The sequence below is a fragment of the Pseudarthrobacter sp. NBSH8 genome (assembly GCF_014217545.1).
GTDB lineage: Bacteria > Actinomycetota > Actinomycetes > Actinomycetales > Micrococcaceae > Arthrobacter.
Genome location: NZ_CP043178.1, coordinates 3,671,461 through 3,692,790, shown reverse-complemented (window position 1 = coordinate 3,692,790; position 21,330 = coordinate 3,671,461). Strand labels below are relative to the sequence as shown.

The 21,330-nt window shown below is 64.8% G+C and carries 23 protein-coding genes; 8 read left to right on the top strand and 15 right to left on the bottom strand.

What is annotated here, in order from left to right; all coding sequences use genetic code 11:
- The first annotated feature begins 150 nt into the window (after window positions 1-150).
- Complete coding sequence (locus tag FYJ92_RS17125; RefSeq protein WP_185263854.1) at window positions 151-384, top strand: DUF3073 domain-containing protein; 234 nt, start codon at window positions 151-153, stop codon at window positions 382-384.
- Window positions 385-619: 235 nt separating this feature from the next.
- Window positions 620-1,399, top strand: coding sequence for a VOC family protein (locus FYJ92_RS17120; RefSeq protein WP_185261771.1), 780 nt, complete (start codon window positions 620-622; stop codon window positions 1,397-1,399).
- Here the strand turns inward: FYJ92_RS17120 and purM are convergent.
- The 3 genes from purM to FYJ92_RS17105 form a co-directional block, all read right to left on the bottom strand.
- Window positions 1,396-2,565: a phosphoribosylformylglycinamidine cyclo-ligase gene (gene purM / locus FYJ92_RS17115; protein WP_185261770.1), complete on the bottom strand. Its 1,170-nt coding sequence runs from the start codon at window positions 2,563-2,565 to the stop codon at window positions 1,396-1,398. The two genes, FYJ92_RS17120 and purM, sit on opposite strands and share 4 nt — an antisense overlap.
- On the bottom strand, window positions 2,562-4,250 hold the full coding sequence (gene purF / locus FYJ92_RS17110; RefSeq protein ID WP_185261769.1) for an amidophosphoribosyltransferase: 1,689 nt from the start codon (window positions 4,248-4,250) through the stop codon (window positions 2,562-2,564). The genes purM and purF overlap by 4 nt, the downstream gene beginning before the upstream one ends.
- A gap of 102 nt (window positions 4,251-4,352) precedes the next feature.
- A complete protein-coding gene (locus tag FYJ92_RS17105; RefSeq protein WP_185261768.1) occupies window positions 4,353-4,661 on the bottom strand; it encodes a hypothetical protein in 309 nt (102 codons plus the stop codon).
- A 167-nt stretch (window positions 4,662-4,828) separates the two neighbouring features.
- Between FYJ92_RS17105 and FYJ92_RS17100 the strand changes: the two genes are divergently transcribed.
- On the top strand, window positions 4,829-6,064 hold the full coding sequence (locus tag FYJ92_RS17100) for a GAF domain-containing sensor histidine kinase (RefSeq protein WP_185261767.1): 1,236 nt from the start codon (window positions 4,829-4,831) through the stop codon (window positions 6,062-6,064).
- Here the strand turns inward: FYJ92_RS17100 and FYJ92_RS17095 are convergent, their stop codons facing one another.
- The 5 genes from FYJ92_RS17095 to bcp all read right to left on the bottom strand — a co-directional run bounded on the left by FYJ92_RS17095 (window position 6,065) and on the right by bcp (window position 11,153).
- Window positions 6,065-6,487 carry an ATP-binding protein gene (locus tag FYJ92_RS17095; protein ID WP_185261766.1) on the bottom strand — a complete coding sequence of 141 codons (423 nt, stop codon included), beginning with the start codon at window positions 6,485-6,487 and terminating at the stop codon, window positions 6,065-6,067.
- Complete coding sequence (locus FYJ92_RS17090; protein WP_185261765.1) at window positions 6,480-6,812, bottom strand: STAS domain-containing protein; 333 nt, start codon at window positions 6,810-6,812, stop codon at window positions 6,480-6,482. The genes FYJ92_RS17095 and FYJ92_RS17090 overlap by 8 nt, the downstream gene beginning before the upstream one ends.
- A complete protein-coding gene (locus FYJ92_RS17085) occupies window positions 6,802-8,772 on the bottom strand; it encodes a glycosyltransferase family 2 protein (protein ID WP_185261764.1) in 1,971 nt (656 codons plus the stop codon). The genes FYJ92_RS17090 and FYJ92_RS17085 overlap by 11 nt, the downstream gene beginning before the upstream one ends.
- On the bottom strand, window positions 8,769-9,893 hold the full coding sequence (locus FYJ92_RS17080; RefSeq protein WP_185261763.1) for a PP2C family protein-serine/threonine phosphatase: 1,125 nt from the start codon (window positions 9,891-9,893) through the stop codon (window positions 8,769-8,771). The genes FYJ92_RS17085 and FYJ92_RS17080 overlap by 4 nt, the downstream gene beginning before the upstream one ends.
- Window positions 9,894-10,673: 780 nt before the next feature.
- A complete protein-coding gene (gene bcp / locus FYJ92_RS17075) occupies window positions 10,674-11,153 on the bottom strand; it encodes a thioredoxin-dependent thiol peroxidase (protein WP_185261762.1) in 480 nt (159 codons plus the stop codon).
- Window positions 11,154-11,581: 428 nt separating this feature from the next.
- Here bcp and FYJ92_RS17070 point away from each other — a divergent pair, with 428 nt between their 5' ends.
- Window positions 11,582-13,024, top strand: a complete 1,443-nt coding sequence (locus FYJ92_RS17070; protein WP_185261092.1) for an IS1380 family transposase — start codon at window positions 11,582-11,584, stop codon at window positions 13,022-13,024.
- Window positions 13,025-13,218: 194 nt separating this feature from the next.
- Window positions 13,219-13,617 (top strand): cupin domain-containing protein, encoded by a 399-nt coding sequence (locus tag FYJ92_RS17065; protein WP_185261761.1) that lies wholly within the window; start codon window positions 13,219-13,221, stop codon window positions 13,615-13,617.
- Between the two features lie 103 nt (window positions 13,618-13,720).
- Here FYJ92_RS17065 and FYJ92_RS17060 read toward each other — a convergent pair whose 3' ends face one another.
- The 4 genes from FYJ92_RS17060 to FYJ92_RS17050 all read right to left on the bottom strand — a co-directional run bounded on the left by FYJ92_RS17060 (window position 13,721) and on the right by FYJ92_RS17050 (window position 15,664).
- Window positions 13,721-14,059: a hypothetical protein gene (locus FYJ92_RS17060; protein WP_185261760.1), complete on the bottom strand. Its 339-nt coding sequence runs from the start codon at window positions 14,057-14,059 to the stop codon at window positions 13,721-13,723.
- Between the two features lie 138 nt (window positions 14,060-14,197).
- Window positions 14,198-14,836 carry an SRPBCC family protein gene (locus tag FYJ92_RS17055; protein WP_185261759.1) on the bottom strand — a complete coding sequence of 213 codons (639 nt, stop codon included), beginning with the start codon at window positions 14,834-14,836 and terminating at the stop codon, window positions 14,198-14,200.
- A gap of 97 nt (window positions 14,837-14,933) precedes the next feature.
- The gene (locus tag FYJ92_RS19205; protein ID WP_255482181.1) at window positions 14,934-15,068 is read right to left on the bottom strand and encodes a hypothetical protein; all 135 of its coding nucleotides are present in this window, start codon (window positions 15,066-15,068) and stop codon (window positions 14,934-14,936) included.
- A gap of 122 nt (window positions 15,069-15,190) precedes the next feature.
- Window positions 15,191-15,664, bottom strand: coding sequence for a sensor histidine kinase (locus FYJ92_RS17050; protein ID WP_185261758.1), 474 nt, complete (start codon window positions 15,662-15,664; stop codon window positions 15,191-15,193).
- A gap of 466 nt (window positions 15,665-16,130) precedes the next feature.
- Between FYJ92_RS17050 and FYJ92_RS17045 the strand changes: the two genes are divergently transcribed.
- Window positions 16,131-17,180, top strand: a complete 1,050-nt coding sequence (locus tag FYJ92_RS17045; protein WP_185261757.1) for a glycosyltransferase family 2 protein — start codon at window positions 16,131-16,133, stop codon at window positions 17,178-17,180.
- A gap of 5 nt (window positions 17,181-17,185) precedes the next feature.
- Window positions 17,186-17,350 (top strand): hypothetical protein, encoded by a 165-nt coding sequence (locus tag FYJ92_RS17040; protein WP_185261756.1) that lies wholly within the window; start codon window positions 17,186-17,188, stop codon window positions 17,348-17,350.
- 89 nt (window positions 17,351-17,439) lie between these two features.
- Here FYJ92_RS17040 and FYJ92_RS17035 read toward each other — a convergent pair whose 3' ends face one another.
- A complete protein-coding gene (locus tag FYJ92_RS17035; RefSeq protein WP_255482180.1) occupies window positions 17,440-18,432 on the bottom strand; it encodes a hypothetical protein in 993 nt (330 codons plus the stop codon).
- A 515-nt stretch (window positions 18,433-18,947) separates the two neighbouring features.
- Between FYJ92_RS17035 and FYJ92_RS17030 the strand changes: the two genes are divergently transcribed.
- On the top strand, window positions 18,948-19,838 hold the full coding sequence (locus FYJ92_RS17030) for a response regulator transcription factor (protein ID WP_185261755.1): 891 nt from the start codon (window positions 18,948-18,950) through the stop codon (window positions 19,836-19,838).
- A gap of 21 nt (window positions 19,839-19,859) precedes the next feature.
- On the opposite strand, the gene FYJ92_RS17025 is transcribed toward FYJ92_RS17030, so the two are convergent.
- Both FYJ92_RS17025 and FYJ92_RS17020 read right to left on the bottom strand, forming a co-directional pair.
- Window positions 19,860-20,672, bottom strand: a complete 813-nt coding sequence (locus FYJ92_RS17025; RefSeq protein WP_185261754.1) for a cytochrome c biogenesis CcdA family protein — start codon at window positions 20,670-20,672, stop codon at window positions 19,860-19,862.
- A 15-nt stretch (window positions 20,673-20,687) separates the two neighbouring features.
- Window positions 20,688-21,197 (bottom strand): thioredoxin family protein, encoded by a 510-nt coding sequence (locus FYJ92_RS17020; RefSeq protein WP_185261753.1) that lies wholly within the window; start codon window positions 21,195-21,197, stop codon window positions 20,688-20,690.
- Window positions 21,198-21,330 lie beyond the last annotated feature (133 nt).

Genomic DNA, 21,330 nt, shown 5'->3' with positions numbered 1-21,330 from the left:
CCCGACATGTCGTCCACGCGCATGGGCAGGGCAGCACCGGGCGCGGAAAGCATGTAATCTAGGTGTTACGACAAATTGACCAAACATTCCGGGGCCTCACCGATAGCCAAGGTGACCACCTCCGGTCCGAGTACAAAAGGGGGTCACGCCATGGGGCGCGGCCGTCAAAAGGCAAAAGCTACCAAGCAGGCTCGGGATATTAAGTACTATTCCCCGAACACTGACTATTCGGCCCTTCAGCGCGAGCTCAAAGGTCCTGATGGTCGTGCCACGAGCCATTTCGCGAATGACCCGGTTGAACCGGACTATTCGGCTTATGTGGATAAGTACGCGGACGATTTGGAAGAAGACGACGACGAGGTAGACACCCGTCGGATCGGCTAGCTGCCGCACGCCGGTCCCGCCGCAAGGCGCCCGGCCCGCGACACTGCAGTACGTTCGGACGCCGCATTTGTTCGTGAGTACAGCACTTCTTTTCAGCACCCGGATCCCAACGGACCCGCGGTGCTGGCCTCAGTTATCAGGCCCGTTGCCTGCGCCGGAACCCGGTGCCGGCGGCGGGCTTTTTGGTGTTGACTGGAGGCATTGATGCGCTGTGCCGCCCGCGAAAGGACCTCCCATGTCAGGAAACCCCTCATCCCCCGGCTACCGCCACGGTGAACCGTGCTGGGCTGATGTCCAGACCCGGGACGTGGAAGCAGCCAAGGCCTTCTACGCAGCGGTGTTCGGGTGGACCTTCAAGGACCTGCCCACGCCCGATGGCCGCAACTATGCCCAGGCGTTTGTGGGGGAGGACCTCGTGGCCGTGGTGGCGCCGCAGGACCCGCACCAGGAATCACTCGGTACGCACGCCCAATGGAACATCTACTTCGCGGCCGAGGATGCAGGTGCGCTGGCTGAAGAAGTCCCGCACGCGGGGGGTGCAGTGCAGTTCGGCCCTGAAGAAGTGGCGGACACCGGCGTGATGGTGTTTGTGGATCCTCCCGGCGGCGGGACCACCGGCGTGTGGCAGCCCGGGACGCACACAGGCTCCGGCCGGTACAACGAGGCCGGTGCGCTGTCCTGGACGGAACTGCTGACGCCGGAACCGCGGGCCGCCGTCGGGTTCTTCCAGCAGCTGTTCGGCCACGAGGTGACCGAGTATCCCCAGGACGACGGCGGCACGTACAGCACGCTGATGGTGAACGGTGCGGAGGTGGCCGGGATCGTCGCGGCCGAGGCGCCTGCCAGGTGGCAGATCTACTTCGGCGTCACCGACGTGGCCGATGCCGTGCGGAAGGCCGTGGCGGCGGGGGCGGAAGTCCTGATCGCACCGGAGCCGGATGACGACGATACGCCCGGCGCTACGGCCACCCTCAAGGACCCGCAGGGCGGGGTGTTCAGTCTGCTGGAGGTTTAGGCGTACGCGTTGACCAACCGGACGGCGCCGCCGTCTACTCCCTTGGCGCCCTGGACGTAGTCCGGTCCGGTCTTGAGGACGGCATCCGAGTCCGCGGTGACGGTGCCCATGATCCAAGACGGCACGCCGCGGTCGTTGAGGCGGGCCACGGCGGCGTCGGCAGCTTCGGCGGACACGATGGCCACCATGCCCACGCCGAGGTTCAGGGTGCGCTCCAGGTCTGCCAGCGGCACGTTGCCCAGCTCGGAGACCAGCTTGAAGATGGCTGGCAGCTCCCAGGTGGCGCGGTCCACGGTGGCCACAAGGCCCTGCGGCAGGACGCGGGCAAGGTTCGCGGCCAGGCCGCCGCCGGTGACGTGGCTGAAGCCGTGCACGGCTGCACCTCCGGCGGAGCCGCTGACCGGGAAGGCGCGGGCCAGGTCCAAGCAGTCTGCAGCGTAGACGCGGGTGGGTTCCAGCAGTTCCTCGCCCAGCGTGCGGCCGAGTTCGGAGACCTGGCGGTCCAGTGCCCAGCCGGCGTGGTTGATGACGCGGCGGACCAGGGAGTAGCCGTTGGAGTGCAGGCCGGAGGAGGCCATGCCGATCACAACATCGCCGGCGCGGACGCGGTCCGGGCCCAACAGGTCGGAAGCCTCAACAACACCGGTGGCGGCACCGGCAACATCGTATTCGTGCTCGCCCAGCAGGCCGGGGTGCTCGGCCGTTTCGCCGCCCACCAGGGCGGTACCGGCGACGGAGCAGGCCGCGGCGATGCCACGGACAATGTCCGCGATGCGCTCCGGGACAACCTTGCCGCAGGCGATGTAGTCGGTCATAAAGAGCGGCTCGGCGCCCACCACAACGATGTCGTCAACCACCATGCCCACCAGGTCAAAGCCGATGGTGTCGTGGATGTCCATGGCCTGGGCGATGGCAACCTTGGTGCCCACGCCGTCGGTGGACGTGGCCAGCAGCGGTCGCTTGTAAGTCAGCAGGCGCGAGACGTCGTACAGGCCGGCGAATCCGCCCACGCCGCCTATCACGGAGGAATTGTGGGTGGCCTTCACGGCACCCTTCATCAGTTCCACGGCGCGGTCGCCGGCTTCAACGTCAACACCGGCGGAGGCGTAGGTGATGCCTGCAGGGATCAGCGGGCTGTTGCCGGCGGCGGGGGTTGCGGAAGTCATACGGACTCTTTCTTTTCAGCGCCGGGGGTGGTGGCTACGTGGTGGATAGCGGGCACGTGGTCTTCTTCGGTGAGCAGGTTCTCGAACTCGGCGTCCGGTCCCGGATCGCAGCCGGTGGCGCCGGCCTTCTCCGCCGGGTCCTCCTCGTCGTCGATCGAGGAGACCGTCAGCGCGGCCGTTGCGCCGGGGAGGGCAGAGGGCGACGGCGTGAGGCCGCCGAGGTCGGTGCGCTCCAGCAGGTTCTTGCCCAGTTTGTCCGCGCCCGGGAGCGTGATGGGGTACTGGCCGGTGAAGCAGGCGGTGCAGAGCCGCTCCCGCGGCTGCATGGTTGCGTTGATCATGCCGTCTTCGGAGATGTACGCGAGGGAATCGGCGCCGATGGCCTGGGAGATTTCCTCGATGGTGGCGCCGTTGGCGATCAGCTCGGCCCGGGAGGCGAAGTCGATGCCGTAGAAGCACGGCCATTTGACCGGCGGGGAGGAAATCTTGATGTGGACGGACGCGGCGCCGGCCTCGCGGAGCATCCGGACGATGGCGCGCTGGGTGTTGCCGCGGACGATCGAGTCATCCACCACCACCACGCGCTTGCCGCGGATGACGGACTCGAGGGCGTTCAGCTTGAGCCGGATGCCCAGCTGGCGAAGGGTCTGCGAGGGCTGGATGAATGTGCGGCCCACGTAGGAGTTCTTGACGAAGCCGTGCGCGAAGGGAATGCCTGATTCCTCGGCGTAGCCTACGGCGGCCGGGGTACCGGACTCCGGGACCGGGATGACGATGTCCGCGTCCTGGGTGTTTTCGCGGGCCAGCTGACGGCCCATCTCAACACGGGACTCGTACACGGAGCGTCCCGCGATGGCGGCGTCCGGACGGGCGAGGTAGACATATTCGAAAACGCAGCCGGCCGGCGTCGCCTCCGCGAAGCGCTTGGACCGCACGCCGTCCTCGTCGATGGCGATGAATTCGCCCGGCTCGATTTCGCGGATGAAGCTGGCTCCCACGGTGGCCAGAGCTGACTGCTCGGAGGCGACCACCCAGCCGCGCTCCAGCCGGCCCAACACCAGCGGGCGGATGCCGTAGGTGTCGCGTGCCGCGTAGAGGGTGCCTTCGTCCATAAACACGAAGCAGAAGCCGCCCTTGATCTTCGGCAGCAGCTCCAGGGCCGTCTGTTCGAGGGTCTTGCCCGCTTCGCCTTCGAGCAGTGCCGTGACCAGGGCGGTGTCCGAGGTGTTGCCCTGCTTCATTTCGCCGCTGAGCTGGCCGCCGTTGCGTTCCAGGATCATGGCGTTGAGCTCGGCTGTGTTGGTCAGGTTGCCGTTGTGCGCCAGGGCAACGGTGCCGGTGCTGGTGGCACCGAGGGTGGGCTGGGCGTTGGCCCAATGGCTGGCTCCGGTGGTGGAGTAGCGGCAGTGTCCCACCGCCAGGTGCCCGGTCAGGGTGTTCAGCGTGGTCTCGTCAAAGACCTGGGAAACGAGCCCCATGTCCTTGTAGACGTTGATCCGCTTGCCGTCACTGGTAGCTATACCAGCCGACTCCTGACCGCGGTGCTGCAATGCATACAGCCCGTAATAGGTGAGTTTTGCTACTTCTTCACCTGGCGCCCAGACCCCGAAAACGCCACAAGCGTCCTGAGGTCCCTTTTCGCCAGGGAGAAGATCATGAGAAAGTTTTCCATCGCCGCGTGCCACTGGTCGATTATCTCATGAGATGAGGTAAGACTTGTCCGCCGCGGCCATTGTGACCGGACCGCAGGCCGGGCGACAGCGCTGGTGCCTGTGTGATGCCCAGGGCTACGTGCCGTCGTCGGGCTCTGAATCAGGGACCGCTTCGACGATGGCGCGTTTCTGCCGCTTGACGCTCCGCCGGTCCAGCAGCAGGGCCGCCACGGCGCCCAACACTGCGCCGACGGCGCCGAACATGATCAGGAAGAAGCCGAACACTGAGCCGCGCTCAAAGGATTCGTCGCCGGGGAGCCCGTACGCGACGGCGGCAGCCGCCGCTGCGCCCACCAGGGCGCCGACGATGAGGAACGGCACATATTTCGGTGCCCGGCGGACGGTGACCGTGCGGCGCTCAGCGGGGGTTTCTTCAAAAGCCATGCCCTCAAGCCTACCCACCATTGCGGTTGCCCTCTCACTTGTCGCTGCCAAAACGGCGGCGGAACGGGAGCTGGGAATGACGGAGCATCGGGGCGGACGGATATCATCAGCCGAGGGACCGATAGCAGCGCCGATGAAAGTGCTGATCACAGTGGGGACAGGAGAGCATGAACGGCGCAGTCACTTACAGCCACGAAGCCGCGGAGTCGGACAGGACAACCGGTTTGAGGGAATACGGGCTGGTGCCCGCAGAGGCTGGCGAAGCCCCCTCGCTCCCCGACGCAGAAGCAGCCAAGGCGCTGGATAACCTGGTCCAGCTGGCAGCCCGGCTTTGCGCTGTTCCCTACAGTGTGGTCAATGTCATTACCGAGGGCCAGCAAATCCAAATTGCGGCCTTCGGCGTGGACGCCAGAGTTTGCAGCCGCGAGGACTCAATGTGCGCCCAGGTCTTCCTCCCGGGGACAACCACTGTTGTGCAGGATGCTTCCCAGGACCCGAGGTTCGCCGGGAACCCCTTTGTCACGGGCGAGATCGCCAAGGTCCGCTTCTATGCTTCGGTTCCGCTGCAGACTGCCTCCGGCTTGGTCCTGGGCTCGCTCTGCGTTTTCTCCGATAATGCGGTCAGCCCGCAGGCCGAACAGATTGCGATGCTCGAGGTTCTCGCCCAACAGGTTGTGGAGCTGCTGGAACTCCAGCACCGCACCCTGCAGCTGAACGACGCGCTGGCGGAACTGCGACGCAGCAACACCGCACTGGGCGACTTTGCGGGCAGGGTCAGCCACGACCTCCGCATTCCGCTGACCACCATCCTGGGGTACGTCGAGCTTGCCGAGGACGACCCCGATATTTCGCAGGGCAGCGCCGCCGCTGAATACTTATCGCGGATCGCAGGCAGCGGCCGCCGCATGCAGGCCACCCTCGAGGACGTCCTGGACTACTCCAAGGTGGGCGGGCAGCTCTCCCGGGAGCGGTTCTCGCTGCTGGCGCTCACCGCCGAGGCGGCCGGCGACCTGGGCCAGGCCCTGGGCGGCGCCAGCGGCATCCACTGCGACGACGCCGAGCTCGTGGCCGACCGGGCGCAAATACGGACTCTGCTTCAGAACCTCATTGCCAATTCCCTGAACTACCGGAGTACCGAACATGCCCTGCACATCAGCATCAGCGCGGTGACTGGCGAGACGGGAACGGCCGTGTCGGTGGCGGACAACGGCAAAGGGATCGAAGCGGCAGACAGGCAGCGCGCAATGGAACCGCTGGTCCGGCTGCAGCGGGCCGGGGACGGTCCCGGGTCAGGGCTTGGCCTGGCCACATGCCGGCGCATCGCCAAGGCCCACGGGGGTGAGCTGCGGATCAGCGAAACGCCGGGCGGCGGCACCACCGTTTCCGTCTGGATCGCCGCGTAGCTAACTCTGTGATGTCCTCGTGAGGACCCATGTGTTGGTGCCGTCCTGCCGTTCGAACGTCACGGTGGTGACCAGCGCCTCGATGAGCGCAAGGCCGCGGCCGGACTCCGCGTCGTCGTCGGCCGTTCCCGGTTCCAGAGGGCCGAACGGAGGCTTGGCGTGGTAGGCACTGACCCTGGCTTGCAGCTGCGTGGTCCGCACGCTGATGTCCACCCCGAGCTCCACCGGCCGGGCCGCCGCCGGATGCGCGTGCTGGACGATATTGGACGCAGATTCGACCACCGCCGTTGTGAACGTCATCTGGTCCATGGCCTGGACGAACGGGGCGTCCTCCCAGAGCTTGTCCAGCTCGTTGTGGACGGAGTCGATGGCCTCGGCCGTGGACAATCCCCGGAACGTCCGCCGGGCCAGGACCTCAGTCATTGCCGAACGCTTCGTCAGCCGAGGCGTAGGACGTCAGCACCCGGTCCATGCTGGTCAGCTCCAGGACCATCTTCACCTGCGGCTGAACGGCCGCGATGCGTAGGTCTCCGCCGGCCTGGCGGGCGGCCTTCAGGCAGCCGATCAGCGCGCCCAGTCCCGAGGAATCCATAAATGCCGTGTTCTCCAGGTTCACCACGATCCGCGACGAACCCCCGGCGATCACGTCGGTGACGAATTCGCGCAGTTTGGGCGCCGACACCATATTCAGCCGTCCGTCCGCCTTGACCTCCGCGTACGAATCCTTGACCTCGTAACTAAACTCCATCGGATTTCCTCTCTCCTGCATCAACGTCCACAGCGGGTTCGTAGCCCTTGTACAAAACGGCCCGGACCAGGATGCTCATGACCACCAGGTCAAAAATAACCCAGGCTACGTTCACCAGCGTGCCAAGCGGCTCGGCCAGTCCCGTGGCCAATCGGATAATCCCGACTACGGAGGCCACCGCCAGCAGCACACTCACCACAATCTGGGGCCGGATGAGGCTCCAGCTGGGGCCGCCGGTCTGGCGGCCTTTGGGGGTGACAGCGAACCCGAGCGGGCGGCCGAACCACACGTTCCGGGCCGCCGTCGAACACGCCTTGATCCAGGTGGGGAACAGCGCGAGGCTGTACTGTTGCCCGCGCCAGGTGGGAATTCCGCGGCCGGCCACCGCGAACAGCAGCTGGTTGGCGACCATAAACGGGATGAACCGCAGGAAGAAGTCCCAGCTGAGGCTGGACACCGGCAGGACACCCAGCAGGAGGTAGATGATGGGGGCAGCGAAGTAGATGACCGCCGCGTACCCGCTGAGGTAGGTCCACATGGTGGCGAAGTACATCAGGCGCTGGCCGATCTTCAGGCCTTTCTGCACGAGCGGGTTCTCGCGGAGCAGCACCTGCATGGTTCCCTGCGCCCACCGGAGGCGCTGGGTCAGCATGGTCTTCAGGTCCTCCGGCGCCAGGCCGTAGGCCAGGATCTCGTGGTGGTAGACACTTTCCCAGCCCATGGCATGCATGCGCATGGCCGTGGCCATGTCCTCGGTGACGGAGATAGTGGCCAGTGGCATGACCGGCTGCGCTTCATCGTTCCGCTCCACGTTCAGGGCGTCCAGGACGGCCTGCACGGATTCCAGTGCGCCCAGCGGCGACCAGTCGCGGGCAGACATACGCTGGACGGCGTCGTCGGCCACCACCGGGACGCCGGTGGCACCCACATGCGCGAGTTCCATGGCGGCGATCTCTTCGAGGTCGGCCTGCAGAGCGGACATGTCGGCCTGGACCAGCGTCTGCACGGCCGCGTCCACGCGGCGGCGGACCCGGTACGTGATCTCACTCATGGCCTCGCCGGCCGCCATCTGTTCCTGGGCTTCCAGCATGGCGGTCTCCACCGCGTCCAGCACTTCGGCCACGAGCGGGGTGTTGGTGTCCGCGGATTTGCGCACCTGGCGGATGGCGGACCGGGAGGCCGTGAGGGCGCGGCGGATGCTCTTTTCGGTCTCCTTGACGTAGCCCACCAGGCCCAGCTGCATCAAAGCTTCGCGCCGCAGGATGGCGTTGGAGCCGCAGAAGAACGCCGCGTTCCAGCCGTCCTTGCCCTGCTGGATAGGGCCGTAGAACAGCGGCGCCTGGCTGCCGAGTGGATCGTGGGCGGGCACGTTGCTGAAGTACTGCGGCGTCTGGACCAGGGCCACCCGGCGGTTGTTGAAATAGCCCAGTGTCTTTTCCAGGATGTCCGGCTCGGGGATCTGGTCTGCGTCCAGGATCAGCAGGAATTCACCGTGCGTGACCATCAGGGCGTTATTCAGGTTGCCGGCCTTGGCATGCCGCGGCACGTTGGCGGTCCAGGCGTCGCTGCGGGTCACATAACCCAGCCCGTGCTCTTTGGCCAGGGCCTTCAGCTCGGGGCGGGCGCCGTCGTCAAGAATCCAGGTGCTGTGCGGGTGTCGGATCTTTTGGGCCGCCAGTGCCGTGGTCATGACCATGTCCAGGTCTTCGTTGTACGTGGTGATGAAGACATCAACGGTGGCATCGTGCGGCGGGGCGGGTGCTCCCTTGCGGATCTTGAGGTGCCACACGGTCATACCGAACAGCATTACGTCGATGAGGCTGTAGGTCTCGGCCACCACCAGGGGCACCGCAATCCACCAGGCATCCCAGTTCAGCGACGCCGCCCAACGCCAGCACACGTAGTTCAGCCCGAGGACGACGGTCAGAACCACTACCAGGCGGGTCCAGAAGCGGGTCATGCGGTTGCGGGCGCGGACAGACGGCGGACCACCACCACGGTGACATCATCCTCGGCAGTTTCGGCAGGCGCCAGCGCCAGGATGGCGTCACAGGCGGACTGCGCGGAAACCTGGCCGTTAGCGGCGGCGAGTACTGACTCGGTGAACTTCTCCACGGAGTCGAAGACGTCCAGTACGCCGTCGCTGACCACCACCAAGGAGTCGCCCGGGGCCAGGCCGACGGCGGATTGCGGCCACACGGACCCGGCCCAGGCGCCCACCGGCGGGCCGCCGCTGGGAAGGCGGTGCACCGAGCCTTCTGCCGTGATGTGCAGCGCCAGTCCGTGGCCGGCGTCGACATAGCTGACGACGCCGGAGGCGGCGTCCAGGCGGGCGTGGAAGAGGGTGACAAACGAGTTGGAGGAATCCAGGTCCGCCGCGATGGTGCTGCTGGCGGAGGCGAAGGCTGCGTCCAGGTCCTGGCCCTGTCCCGTGGACCGCATAACCGCCCGGACGGTGGCCGCGATGAGGGCGGCGCCCATGCCTTTGCCCATGGCATCGGCGAACGTCAGGTGCAGGCCCTCGGGCGTGCTGTACCAGTCGTAGAAGTCACCACCCACGCTGCGGGAGGGGCGGAAGACTCCGGCGACGTCGTACCCGTCCACCCGGACGTCCTCCTGGGGCAGCAGGCTTTGCTGGACCTCGGTGGCGCGTTCCAGCTCGCTGGCCGCGGCTGTGTCCGCGGCTGTGTCCACCACGGACGGCTGCCGGCGGCGGAACAGGGCATTGATCCTGGACTGGAGTTCGCGCGGGCTGAACGGTTTGCTGATGTAGTCATCCGCGCCGTTGTCCAGGCCCGTGAGCTTGTCCAGTTCGTCGGCGCGGGCGGTGAGCATCACGATGAACGCATCGGAGAAATCACGCAGGAGCTTGCAGACTTCCAGCCCGTCCATGTCCGGCAGGTTCAGGTCCAGCGTGATCAGATCAGGCTTGGCGCGGCGGACTTCCTCCATACCGGGCAGCCCGGCCTCGGCCTGGGTGACCTCGAAACCCTGCTTGACGAGGATCCGCACAAGTAGGCCCCGGATGTCCGGATCGTCCTCAATCACAACGGCACGGCGAGGTTCGGGCATGGAAGGCATGACTCTACTTCTACAGTATTGGGGCCGGTGAAGCATGTCATAGCTATGACAAGCGGGCAGGAAGTCGCTCAGGCTCCGGGCAATCCGGGGCTGGCGGCCATGGCGTGGCCCGGTCTTGCCGGAAAACTTGCCTGCCCTTGATGGGTCCTTGAGGCTCCGTGGCCACACTCGAAGAACCAACTACGAAGGAAAACGCGGACTGCCGGAGGACGGTGCAGGAGTTATGGAAACAACGGAATCCGTCAGGCTGCCGGGCAGGCTGGCACGCTCGTGGCGGCTCTTGAAACAGGGCCGCCGCCCGCGCAGCACCGTTCACTACCTGAGCCATTTCTGGCGGCTCCGCTCACTGTCCCGCTCGCTGGCCCAGGCCCTGGGTGAGTCATGGGGGGCCTCGAGCTGGCCCGGGGACCGGCTGGAGGTTGGCATCGAACTCTCGGACAAGGTCGAACAGCTGACCCGCCTCCTGAACCGCGAAACCCAACTTCACGTCCGTCTGGCAGCCTCACGAAGCAGCCGTTCCCCGCTGACCCTTTCCGTGCCACACTGGAGGACAATCAAGTGGCTGGGGGAAACCAGGTCAGGAGATTGCTGTGCATTGGTTTACCGGGTGGGCGTACTTCTTGGCGGGACTCATAACCATGGACGCGCTGCTACTGGCCTTGTGGCTGATCGACATCGACTGGCCGAATAACTGGCGGAAAAAGCCCTGATTCGGCGCCCGGACTTATTTCTATCGCTATGCCTGACTCCCGGTTGGTGGGCTACCTGTGCCCCGCCGGACTAGACCCCCAGGGACTCGCGCAGGGCAGCGACGTGGGCCTGCGCCTTAACCTGGTACTGCGCCAGCGCCACGTTGCCGTCGGAGTCCACCACCACGGTGGAGCGGACCAGGCCTTCGACGATCTCGCCGTTGACCAGCTTTTCGCCCCACGCACCGTAGGCCAGGGCTACTGCGTGGTCCTCGTCGGAGAGCAGCGGGAAGGTCAGGTTGAAGTCGCCGGTGAAATCGGCCAGCTTCCCGGGGGCGTCGGGGGAGATGCCCAGGACTTCATAGCCGGAGCTCTGGAGGGATGAGAGGCTGTCGCGGAAATCGCAGGCCTCAGTAGTGCAGCCGGGGGTTGCCGCCTCCGGGTAGAAGTACACGATGACGTTTTTGCCGCGGTAGTTGGCCAACGAGGTTTCCTTGCCCTCGGCGTCCTGCAGGGTGAAATCGGGGGCCTGGGTACCTGGCTGAAGTTTGATGGTCAGTTGGGGGCTCATGGCGTTCCTTCGGGAGACTCTGATGGCAGAAGTACAGGAAACCAGTGAATCTGCTTTCCACTTTGAACTACAACTCCGGTGTCATTTGAAGTATTCCGGCTGGTCCAGCGCCGCGAACTATGCAGGGGACCTTCTTCGGCCCCGCGACCGTCCGGCGGACCCATTGACTTGAGGCGTCGGATGGATACGGTTAGAGATACACCTTATTGGTCTCCGCAGTACGTGATCCGCACTTCTTTGCCGCCTGCCGGTATCCACTCACAACCGCTTGGTCCCAGCCCTAAGCGCCCGCCGAAAATGATCCCTAGCCCGGGGTTTTCATCAGTCTTGGGCTGACGGGTGTGTTTAAGAGACGAAAAGGTGCTCTGACAAGGGAAAATAGGGGTGTCTACGCCGTTATTTCCGTGTCTTGAAGGAGCACCTTTTCGATGCCCCAGTCTACCAAGGTCTTCCCATCCGTCCCGGTCACTTTCACCGGCCAGTCGCTGGTCTCCCATGCCGGTGCCAGGGTCCTGACTTCATTCATTGACGCCCTCGGGTTCCGGGATCTGTGCGAGGACCGGCTGGGCCAGTTCGTCCCCGCGATGGCCTCGCACCGGCCAGGGAGGCTGCTCGGGTCGCTGGCGGTGATGCTCGCCGCCGGCGGCGAGTACGCCTCCGACCTGGACATCCTGCGCTCCCAGCCCGGAGTGTTCGGGAAAGTGCCCTCGAACGCGACAGTCTCGCGGTTCTTCGAACGCACCGTGAAGAACCCGGACGTTTTCGATTACGGTTTTTCGACCCTGTCCAAGGAACTGCGGACCCGGGCATGGGAAGCCGCGGGTGACCGCAGCCCGGCGGTGACGGCGACGGCCGCGGACCCGCTGGTCATCGACCTCGACGCCACACTGGTGGCCTCGCACTCCGAGAAGGAACGAGCCACCGGCAACTACAAGGGCGGGTTTGGATTCGCCCCGTTCACCGCCAGCATCGATTACGGTTCCGGCCGAGGCACCGGGGAGGAACTCGCGGTGCTGTTGCGCCACGGCGGGGCAACAGCGAACAACGCCGAGGACCACATCCGCATCTTCGAGGCCGCCATCGCGGTCCTGCCCGACGCACTCTACGGTGAAGACGACGAACTGGACGGGGAGAAAATCCTGGTCCGCACCGACAGCGCCGGCGCGTCCCGGAAGTTCCTCTGGTACCTGCATTCGCGCGGCGTGCAGTTCTCCGTCTCGTACCCGGTTCCGGTCGGCAAGGCCCACATGATCGACTGGATCAACGACAAGAAATACTGGCAGCCGGCCCTGGACCAGGACGGCAACGAACGCGACGACGCCTGGGTCATCAACGCCACCCAGGTGATCCCGCTCGAGGACTACCCGCCCGGGACGAAGATCTTCCTGCGCGCCGAACCGCTGCACCCCGGTGCGACACCGACCCTGCTCGACATCGACGGTCACCGTGTAACAGCGTTCCTGACGAATGCCCCACGCTGGCACGGACCGTTCCTGGACGCCCGGCACCGGGCCCGCGGCCGCTGCGAGAACCGCATCAAGACGCTGAAGAACACCGGCCTGAGCAAGCTCCCCTTCTTCGATTTCGCCGCGAACCAGGCCTGGGCGAACCTCGCGGTCCTGGCCGCGAACCTGGTCTCCTGGCTCCAGCTCACCGCCCTGCCCGACGGCCACAAGGCACAGGGCTGGGACATCAAACGCTGGCGCTACCGGCTCTTCGCCACCGCCGGCAAGATCATCACCCGCGCCCGCCGGACCCACCTGCTGCTGCCCGACGCCGCACCGGAGAAACCCCTCATCGCCGCACTGCTCGAAGCGATCAGCCGGATCGCTGCAGCCGCTAACCGCCCCGCACACCTGCTGCGGACCTGACACCGCAGCCCCCGTCAACCAACGAGCCGGAAAGAGCACGCCAACGGGATCAGTGGAAGCCCGCGCCCCGCCCCGCGACCCCGGGGCCCTTCAGCCACGCCCTAAATCCGATCCAGCCCGCCGGGACGACAAAAACCCGGACCCGGCGCCCCGACCGCCGTCCGATGAAAAATCCGGGCTAGGCTGTGTCCCCAATGACCGCAAATTTCATCAGAGCTTTGGCCGTTAAATCCTTGGATATCCCGGACAGGAAACGGTGTCCGGACAAGGCCGAGTTCGATTTCGTCACCGTCGATGACTACTCCGTGGCCCGCCTCATCCTCTCACCAGGCTGGCGCTGGTCCGAGTCTGCCAAGCCCATGGAACTGACGGACTTCTGCGAGCACAACCACCTCGGCTACTGTGTCTCCGGCAGTCTGGAGATTCGGACGTCCGACGGCGTGAGGTCCACCATCCATGCCCATGACACCTATGCGCTGCCTCCCGGGCACGATGAGTGGGTGGTTGGCTCCGAGCCCTTCGTCGCCATTGAGTTCCTTGGCGCGGCGTCCTTCGGCCGGCCGCGGAGCAGGGGACTGCACGCGCTGATCTGAGCCCGCGGAGCGCCGGAGCCGCGAGTGAAAGTGCCCCACGTGCCAAGGGTTAGTGTTCGACGGCGGCCGGCCGGCCGCCGTCGAACACTACCCTTGAGGCGTCCTAGCTGCAGAACTTGGTGAAGGCGGCGCCGGCTTCCTGGTACCTGGGCCCCAGATCGGCGAGCTTGGCCTCGTCCGGGGTTTCCTTGGCCGACTCATCGGTGAACTCGATGATGGATCCAAGCGCAGGCTTGAGGTCATCCGATGCCACAACTTCGATGGGCCGGATCTGGTTGGCGAGACGCACCAGGCCGGTCTTGCCCACATTGGTCGCGGGGTTCGACAGGACAGCCTTGACGCGATCGCAGGTCTCGGGGGTGGAAAGTTTGGTGGGCGTTGTGCATGCCGAAGCGGAAAGCACGAGGCCGGCAGCGATCAGGGCGGTGGCGAGTTTCTTCATGGGTCCCTCAGTAGTTGATTGAGGTCTCGATTGTAAGCAGAGACCTCAGCAGCTTGCCGAACGTGGGCTCAGGAGGGCGTAGTGTGACCGCGCTAGGAGGCGGCTTCCACCGCTTGCGCGGGGCCGGGCAGCGGCCAGTCAGCGGTCGCCCAGGTTTCCGCTGAGCGGCGGGATGGCGCCGCCGTCGTCGGGTTTGTGTCCCTTGCGTTCAGCCGCGCTGTGAATCTCGCCGTCGGCTGTTCCGTCCGACTCGCCCTCCAGGTCCACCAGGCCGCCGGTCTGGTCGAACAGGTGCGCGTACCGGTTGGACGCCGACGGCTCGCTGGTCGGGGCGGATTCCCGCCAGGCCCCGGTGGCGTGGCCCTCGTGTTCGATGAATTCCTTGAACTGCTTCAGGTCGTGTTCCGCCTGGCGGGCCACGACGTGGAGCAGGTCGCCGACCTTCTCCACCATGCCCTCCGGCTGGTAGTCGAGAGTGAGCGAAAGCTGGGTTTTGTTGCCGCCGGCGTCGGAGAATTCCACGGCGCCGGAGTTCCTGGCCCCCTCTGTGGACGCCCACTCAATCCTGCGGTCCGGGATCTGCTCCACGATGGTGGCTTCCCAGTGCCGACGGACTCCGGCAATGTGGGCCACCCACTTCAGGCGGTTGTCACTGAGCTGGGTCACGCTCTCGACGCCACCCATAAACCGTGGAAAATCCTCAAACTGAGTCCACTGGTTGTAGGCCGTGCCGACCGGCACATCAACCACAATCCGCTTCTCCACTTTGCTGCTCACAACGTCTCCTTTGTCTGGAACGATCTGATGACAAACCGAATATAGTCAGTAGCCTTACCATATCGCCGTCGGGCCCTGGAGCCAGAGGGGAGGGTGGCTAGTCTTCGTCGGTGTCGGCGCCCTCGGCAGGTTCCTGGGAATGCATGCGGATGTCGGTGGGATCCGCTGTCTCGTCCCCTTCGGCCGGAGCCTCGCTGTGGATCCGCTGCGCCGCTACTGGCTTTTCCTTCATGTCAACCTCTCCCGTGGTGTGTGGAATGTGCCTCATTCATCATTCAGCGCCTCCCACAGCCGGGTGTCAATAACCACTCAACGGGCCAGGCCCGCCGCGGCAGATCTGCCGCGGTGAGGGCGTCAGTCCAGAGGTAGGGTAACCGTCACGGTGGTGCCCTGCCCTGGCTTCGAACGGACGCTGGCGGTCCCGCCGGCCTTTTGCACCGCCACGGACATCAGCCGCAGCCCGTAGCCGTGGTTCTTGCCACTCAACGCGAGTTCGCAATCAAAGCCCGTGCCGTCGTCGGACACGACCAGGCGGATGCCGTGGCCAACTGCGGATAACTGGACGGTGATCTCGCCGGCGCCGGCGTACTTGAAGACGTTGCTCAGCGCTTCGCGCGCCGATTGGTAGAGGAGGGACGCGCAGTCCGCCGGGATCTCGATGCCCCAGTGCGGAGTATCCCAGCGGACTGCCGTTCCCTGCTGACGGAGAGGCACGGTCAACCGGTCAATGCAACCGGCCAGCCCCAAGGTGTGGAAGTCGAGCGGGTGATGATCAGTGATCACGCCATCCACCACAACGACTTCGTCCAGAGCTGATTCGTTCCCCATGAATCTTCCTGCTTCCCCGCTGTTCTTTTGTGTTGCTAGCTCCAGCGTGGACCGCCAAATGCATGGGTTGCGAAGGGTTGGCTCAAGATTGGATCAAAATTTTCGGGACAGATCGGCGTCGTTTTGTTTCAGGGCGGCGGATGGTCCTGGGCAGAACCTGTGAAAAGAGGAGCGGCGCGTCCGACGGCGGGCGGCAGCTCAGTGCCACCTGCGCCTTCTCAGCACCGCCTGCGGTAAGCCCGGCCGCGTTGAGATCTTCTTTACCAAAGCTTGTACTTTCGTTGCCGGTTCTCTGCCGGTGGATTGCGTTGCCCTTGGAAGAGTCAAAGCACAGCAGGATTCGATGACTCTTTTATGTGGAGATAATTAAGCTAATGCGTGCCGCGTCACAATTTCATGAAATTGTTCACCCGCCTCACCCGAAAATACCGGCCATTATTGCGGCCAAATCATTGCCCGCGTTTCTGTGATTACGGTCCTGATTCCGGCGCACAATGAGGCGGCGGGTATCGGCGCAACGCTGAATTCCCTAAAGTCGCAGAGCCGCCGCCCGGACAGGGTGATCGTGGTGGCAGATAACTGCACTGATGCCACGGAGGCGATAGCCCTCGCCGAGGGCGCCGAAGTTCTGCGCACCGAAGGCAATACAGACAAGAAGGCTGGTGCCCTGAACTTCGCCCTGGGCGGGCTCCTGCCTGGCGCCGGGCCCGAAGACCTGATCCTCATCCAGGACGCCGATTCCCAGCTGGCCCATGACTTTGTGGAACGGGCCGTGGCCCATTTGCGGCGCGATTCCCGGCTGGGCGCCGTGGGCGGCGTCTTCCGCGGCGGTCACGGCGGCGGGTTCGTAGGGCACCTGCAGCGTAACGAATATGCGCGGTATGCCCGCGACGTGAAGCGGCTCAAGGGCAAGTGCCTGGTGGTGACGGGCACCGCGGCCCTGTTCCGGGCGCGTACGCTCCGCGATGTCATCGCGGCCAGGCTGGACGGGTCACTGCCGCCGGGCAATGGCCGCGGCGGGGTGTACGACACCTCCGTCCTGACCGAGGATAACGAACTGTCGTTTGCCCTGCTGACCCTGCGGTACCGGATCAAATCGCCCGCTGACTGCAAGCTGGTGACCGAGGTGATGCCGACCTGGCGCGAACTGTGGGCACAGCGGCTCCGGTGGAAGCGCGGAGCAGTGGAGAACTGCGTGCAGTACGGCTGGACCCGGGTCACGCGCCCATACTGGGGCCGGCAACTCCTGGCCTTGGTGGGCGTCCTGATAACGCTGGCCTACTTCGGCACGGTGGCGTTTGCACTGGGCACGGGGGCCGGGCTGAACATTCAGCCGTTCTGGCTGGCCGTGACCGGTGTCTTCGTGATCGAACGTGTGGTCACGGTCCGGCTGCGGGGATGGAAATACATGCTCGCGGCCGCCACCATGTACGAGCTGGTGATCGACCTGTTCCTGCAGGTGGTCCATGCGAAGGCGTACCTGGACGCAGCCCTCAACAAAAAGAAAGCCTGGTAACAACTATGTATGACAACCCAGCAGCTCCGGCCGCAGCCGGAATGGGTTCCGGAACCCTTGCCATGACCGGTGCGGGTGATATTTTCTGGTTTGCACTGGCAGCTTTTGCCCTCTTGGCATTGGGTCTGGCCATCAAACGGATTGTTCCGGTCCGAGGCGATAAGTCCTAACGTTCTGTCGCAGGAGCCAACAAACGAACATAGGCCCAGGACATCCGGAAATCCGGACGACCTGGGCCATATGTTTGGTCGGGACGTGGTCAGGTGACGACGCTCAGGATGCTGGAGCATCCGGCGGAGTCGCACACCTTATAGGTGGTGGTGTTGCCGCCTTTGAACTGATTGGCAAAGCTGCCGGTGTTAGATACGGATTTCTGGACGCCGTTGATCCAGAGCGTTACGTAATTGCCCGTGGCATCGGCCCACTTCAGTGTTGTGGTGTTAACGCCCTTCGTCTTGGAAGTTGTGGCTGAGAGCTTGATGGCCGAGGAAGGCGCTGGAGCCGGGGCTGAGGCCGCCGGGACGAACGAGAAGTCCCGGACCGTGACCGATTCCGGTTTTACGTGGGCGGGATCCCCGCCTCCGCCGCCGGTGACCCAGAGGTTAAAGTGGACCTGCTCCTGGGCCGGCACCGGCACGGTGGAACCCTGCAGGACCGTCCGCTTCAGGAGGGTGCCGGCGAAGCCCTCGCCAGCGTAGGTTTCAAAGGTCAGATTGCCCGGCTCCCACACCATCCGGTGGGTGGTTATGGGGCTGGCCGTCACGTCAAAGACCACGGTGTTGTTGCCTTCGCCGGGCGCTTTGGTGGCGTCGAACCAATATCCGTGGCCCTGTCCGACCGGCCATGACTGGCCGTAGGCGGCACCTCCGCCCCAGGCTGACGCCTCGCAAAGGTCGATTTCGTTATGGCCGGGCTCGGCGATTGGATCGTAGGTGAACAGGCACCCCCACACCACTTCCTTCTGCAGCAGACTGAGGTTTTTCTCCACCGTGGTGCTGTAGGTGCCATAGCCGAACCCTTTGCGGGTGGACTGGAATTCAGCCCCCACCGGCGCGTCTCCGGAAGGGTTGGTTAGCTTCAGCGTGACATGCCCGTTGGAGTCCGGATTGACGACGTTCGCTGCGGCAAAAAGCCCGTTGTAGTGCGGAGCCCCGCCCCAGAAGCGCTTTTCCCAGTTGAAGCCCTTCCAGGAGAAGCTTCCGGCGGGGCCGGGATCGGGGGAAGTGGCGTCCGCTGCTTGCGCGGCTGGCATGCTCGCCAGCAATGCCAAGCCCGCGGCCGCCAGCATAGCCAGCGGCCTGAGCGGACGGGCGGAACCTGAAACGGGTAACCGAAAAGAAGCCATGCGTGCCCCTGATGTCTCGTTCTTAGTGAGAATCCTGCGCCCCCTTTGAGCACACGATGATCATCAGTCACATCAGTCACAGAAAGCAATAGCCCCCGGCGGAGGGCCTGGTGTAAATCAACTAATCAAGAAATGCACAGTATTTGCTCAAGCTCAAGAATTGGGCAAGGTGTCCTCAATTCCGAAAAGAAGGCAACGGCTGTGTGTAGGCTCAATATTCTGCGCGATATCGTTAATCGTTATTGAAAAGCCAATCCGCATGGCTAGTGACAACGAATTGCACATGGAATAGCTTGGAGGGTTTGCCGGGGAACAATTCCAAGGGCGCAGCGACATGCTGGCTCTGTCCGGCACGTCGCGGGTCTCCGCTAAGGGGCGAATCCGGCGTGGACGCAGCAGCGAAAATTTCATGGGGAGCATGGATGGTAGAGCGGGGCATCGCAGTTGTGGTCGAAGACGACGACGACGTCAGGGAATCCCTCAAAGAGGTGCTCCAGCAGTCTGGCTTTGCCGTCTTTGCAACGTCCTCGGGGATGGAAGGCGTGGAGACTGTGCGGGAGCACGACCCCGTCATTGTGACCATGGACGTTGGCCTCCCGGATTTTGACGGGATCGAAGCCGCGCGCCGGATCCGCACGTTCAGCGACGCGTACCTCATCATCGTCTCGGGCAGGGTGGAGGAGGCCGATGCGCTGATGGGCTTCGAGGCCGGCGCAGACGACTATCTCACCAAACCGTTCCGTCCGCGGGAGCTGCGTGCCCGGATCGCGGCCATGCTCCGGCGCCCGCGCTCGCGGAATTCCACGGCGGGCGTCACGGCCCCGGCTCACCCTCCGCAGGCGGTGCAGCAACGCGCGCCTCAAGCTGTGCCCGCCTCCGTCCCCGACGCTTCACTTGCCCACACCGGTGCGGCCCTCCTGTGCGATTTTGAGCACAATGGCCTGACCCTGCACGAAGGCACACGGTCCACTGCCATCCACGGGGTGCCGTTGGATTTGACGCGTACGCAGTTTGATCTTCTTCTTGTCCTGATGGAGAACGGACGAGTGGTGCAGACCAAGGCGGACCTGGTCCGCCGGCTCCGGAATGAGCCGTACAACACCGGCTCTTTCGTTACTGCCGGAGAGGAGCGCGCCGTCGAAGTCCACCTCGGCAACCTTCGCAAGCGGCTCGGTGACAGTTCCCGGTCTCCGCGTTGGATCGAGACCGTGCGTGGAGTGGGTTACCGGATGGCGTTCCAACGTTTGCCTTCGGTGCCGTCAGCTCCCGCGAACATCGGGGATCACCTGGCAGCCGGGCAGTTGGTGCCGTAGCAGGGGTTTTGACCCGCCGCCCTACCCCGTCCGCGGGCCGTAGACCACCGCGGCGTCCGGGCCACCGGCCACGCCTTGCTGGCCCCGGCCGCCCAACTGGTCCTGGTGGTCCGGTGACGAGTCGAGGAAGCTCTGTTCCAGTGACACGGTGCCCAGGAACCCGTTCTCGATCAGCCAGGTTTCGACGGCGCGGACCTGCCCGGAGGCGATCAGCAGCCCCACCAGGATCAGGAAGACGCCGAGGCCTCGGCGAAACGTGCCCTGGGGGTTTGTGGCCCATCCCAGGCGTTTGGTCACTTTGCGTCCGCCAAGGGCCACGAACAGCAGGACAGCCGCCAGGCCCAGCGTATAGGCGGCGAGGTTGCTGAGGCCGACGGTGAAGTTGGATGGGAGGACGACGGCGAGGATCAGCCCGTAGGTGGGGCTGCAGCTGGTAAAAGCAGGGCCAAGGGAGAACCCGAGAAGAACGCTGCGGGAAGTCCCGCTGCGCGAAGCTGTGCCCGCGGACAGCCGGCCGGACGCTTCCTGCAGTTTGAGCCGTTCCGAGATCCAGTCCCAGGCCCGGGGGAAGGCGAGCGATGCTCCGATGAACGCCACCAGGGCCCCGGAGATAATCAGCCACGCGTCACTGGGCACCCCCAGCAGCACGGTGGTGGCCTTGATCAGCAGGGTGAAAAGCACCACTGAGACGGCCAGGCTGGCGATGATGATGTATGGCGCCCGGCGGTTCGACTCGGCAGCGGAACCGGCGAGGACCACCGGCAGCAGCGGCAGGACACAGGGGGAGAGGACGGTGAGGATGCCGGCGAGGAACGCGAGCGGCAGGAGTTCCATGACGTACCGCCGGCGCTAGCGGATCTCCTTGACAAGAGCATTCAGATCCCGGCTCAGGCTCCACTTGGCGATCTGCGAGCCGTCCGGCTTCACCTGCACGAGGGTGTGTTGGAGGGTCACGCCGTATTTTTGTTTGAGCGCGGTCTCGGAGTCGTAGTCCACTTTAAGGATTTTGACGCCGGCGGGGATGCTGGCGGCATTTGCCTCGATGTCGGAGGCGAGCAGCTTGCAGGTGGAGCACCAGGTGGCGTGGAAGAACAGGACGACCTTCTCCGTCTCCGACGCCGAAGATACAGCCTCGGGGGTGTAGGTGGTGAAGCTGCCCGCTTGTCCGGCACTTGCCGCTGCCGGCGCCGTGTCGGGCGCCGCTGCGGACGGTGCGCTCGCCGGGGAAGTGGCCTGCGCTGCGGTGGTTTCGTCGGCGGCGGACGAGCCGGAGCTGGTGCTGCCTGGTGCGGCGCACGACGAGGCGCCCAGGGCAACCAGGACTCCCGCCAACGCAATGGACAGAAGCGGCTTTTTCACAGGTGCACCTTTCAGCGACGGCGGAAGGTTCCGCCGACTTCTGCCCCAGCGTAGCAAGGCCCCGGCCGTGCTTCTGTGTCCCAGCACACACAACGGCGGGCGGTCAGGGGTCAGCAGCTGGCAACAGATCATC

Excerpts from the sequence above, each read along its gene's own strand:
- FYJ92_RS17030 (WP_185261755.1), top strand. The coding sequence starts at position 18,948 with ATGGTAGAGCGGGGCATCGCAGTTGTGGTCGAAGACGACGACGACGTC.
- FYJ92_RS19205 (WP_255482181.1), bottom strand. The coding sequence starts at position 15,068 with ATGAAGGAAAAGCCAGTAGCGGCGCAGCGGATCCACAGCGAGGCTCCG.
- FYJ92_RS17090 (WP_185261765.1), bottom strand. The coding sequence starts at position 6,812 with ATGGAGTTTAGTTACGAGGTCAAGGATTCGTACGCGGAGGTCAAGGCG.
- bcp (WP_185261762.1), bottom strand. The coding sequence starts at position 11,153 with ATGAGCCCCCAACTGACCATCAAACTTCAGCCAGGTACCCAGGCCCCC.
- FYJ92_RS17080 (WP_185261763.1), bottom strand. The coding sequence starts at position 9,893 with ATGCCTTCCATGCCCGAACCTCGCCGTGCCGTTGTGATTGAGGACGAT.
- FYJ92_RS17025 (WP_185261754.1), bottom strand. The coding sequence starts at position 20,672 with ATGGAACTCCTGCCGCTCGCGTTCCTCGCCGGCATCCTCACCGTCCTC.
- FYJ92_RS17040 (WP_185261756.1), top strand. The coding sequence starts at position 17,186 with ATGTATGACAACCCAGCAGCTCCGGCCGCAGCCGGAATGGGTTCCGGA.
- FYJ92_RS17070 (WP_185261092.1), top strand. The coding sequence starts at position 11,582 with ATGCCCCAGTCTACCAAGGTCTTCCCATCCGTCCCGGTCACTTTCACC.
- FYJ92_RS17125 (WP_185263854.1), top strand. The coding sequence starts at position 151 with ATGGGGCGCGGCCGTCAAAAGGCAAAAGCTACCAAGCAGGCTCGGGAT.
- FYJ92_RS17035 (WP_255482180.1), bottom strand. The coding sequence starts at position 18,432 with ATGCCAGCCGCGCAAGCAGCGGACGCCACTTCCCCCGATCCCGGCCCC.
- FYJ92_RS17105 (WP_185261768.1), bottom strand. The coding sequence starts at position 4,661 with ATGGCTTTTGAAGAAACCCCCGCTGAGCGCCGCACGGTCACCGTCCGC.
- FYJ92_RS17100 (WP_185261767.1), top strand. The coding sequence starts at position 4,829 with ATGAACGGCGCAGTCACTTACAGCCACGAAGCCGCGGAGTCGGACAGG.
- FYJ92_RS17085 (WP_185261764.1), bottom strand. The coding sequence starts at position 8,772 with ATGACCCGCTTCTGGACCCGCCTGGTAGTGGTTCTGACCGTCGTCCTC.
- purM (WP_185261770.1), bottom strand. The coding sequence starts at position 2,565 with ATGACTTCCGCAACCCCCGCCGCCGGCAACAGCCCGCTGATCCCTGCA.
- FYJ92_RS17095 (WP_185261766.1), bottom strand. The coding sequence starts at position 6,487 with ATGACTGAGGTCCTGGCCCGGCGGACGTTCCGGGGATTGTCCACGGCC.
- FYJ92_RS17060 (WP_185261760.1), bottom strand. The coding sequence starts at position 14,059 with ATGAAGAAACTCGCCACCGCCCTGATCGCTGCCGGCCTCGTGCTTTCC.
- FYJ92_RS17120 (WP_185261771.1), top strand. The coding sequence starts at position 620 with ATGTCAGGAAACCCCTCATCCCCCGGCTACCGCCACGGTGAACCGTGC.
- FYJ92_RS17050 (WP_185261758.1), bottom strand. The coding sequence starts at position 15,664 with ATGGGGAACGAATCAGCTCTGGACGAAGTCGTTGTGGTGGATGGCGTG.
- FYJ92_RS17065 (WP_185261761.1), top strand. The coding sequence starts at position 13,219 with ATGACCGCAAATTTCATCAGAGCTTTGGCCGTTAAATCCTTGGATATC.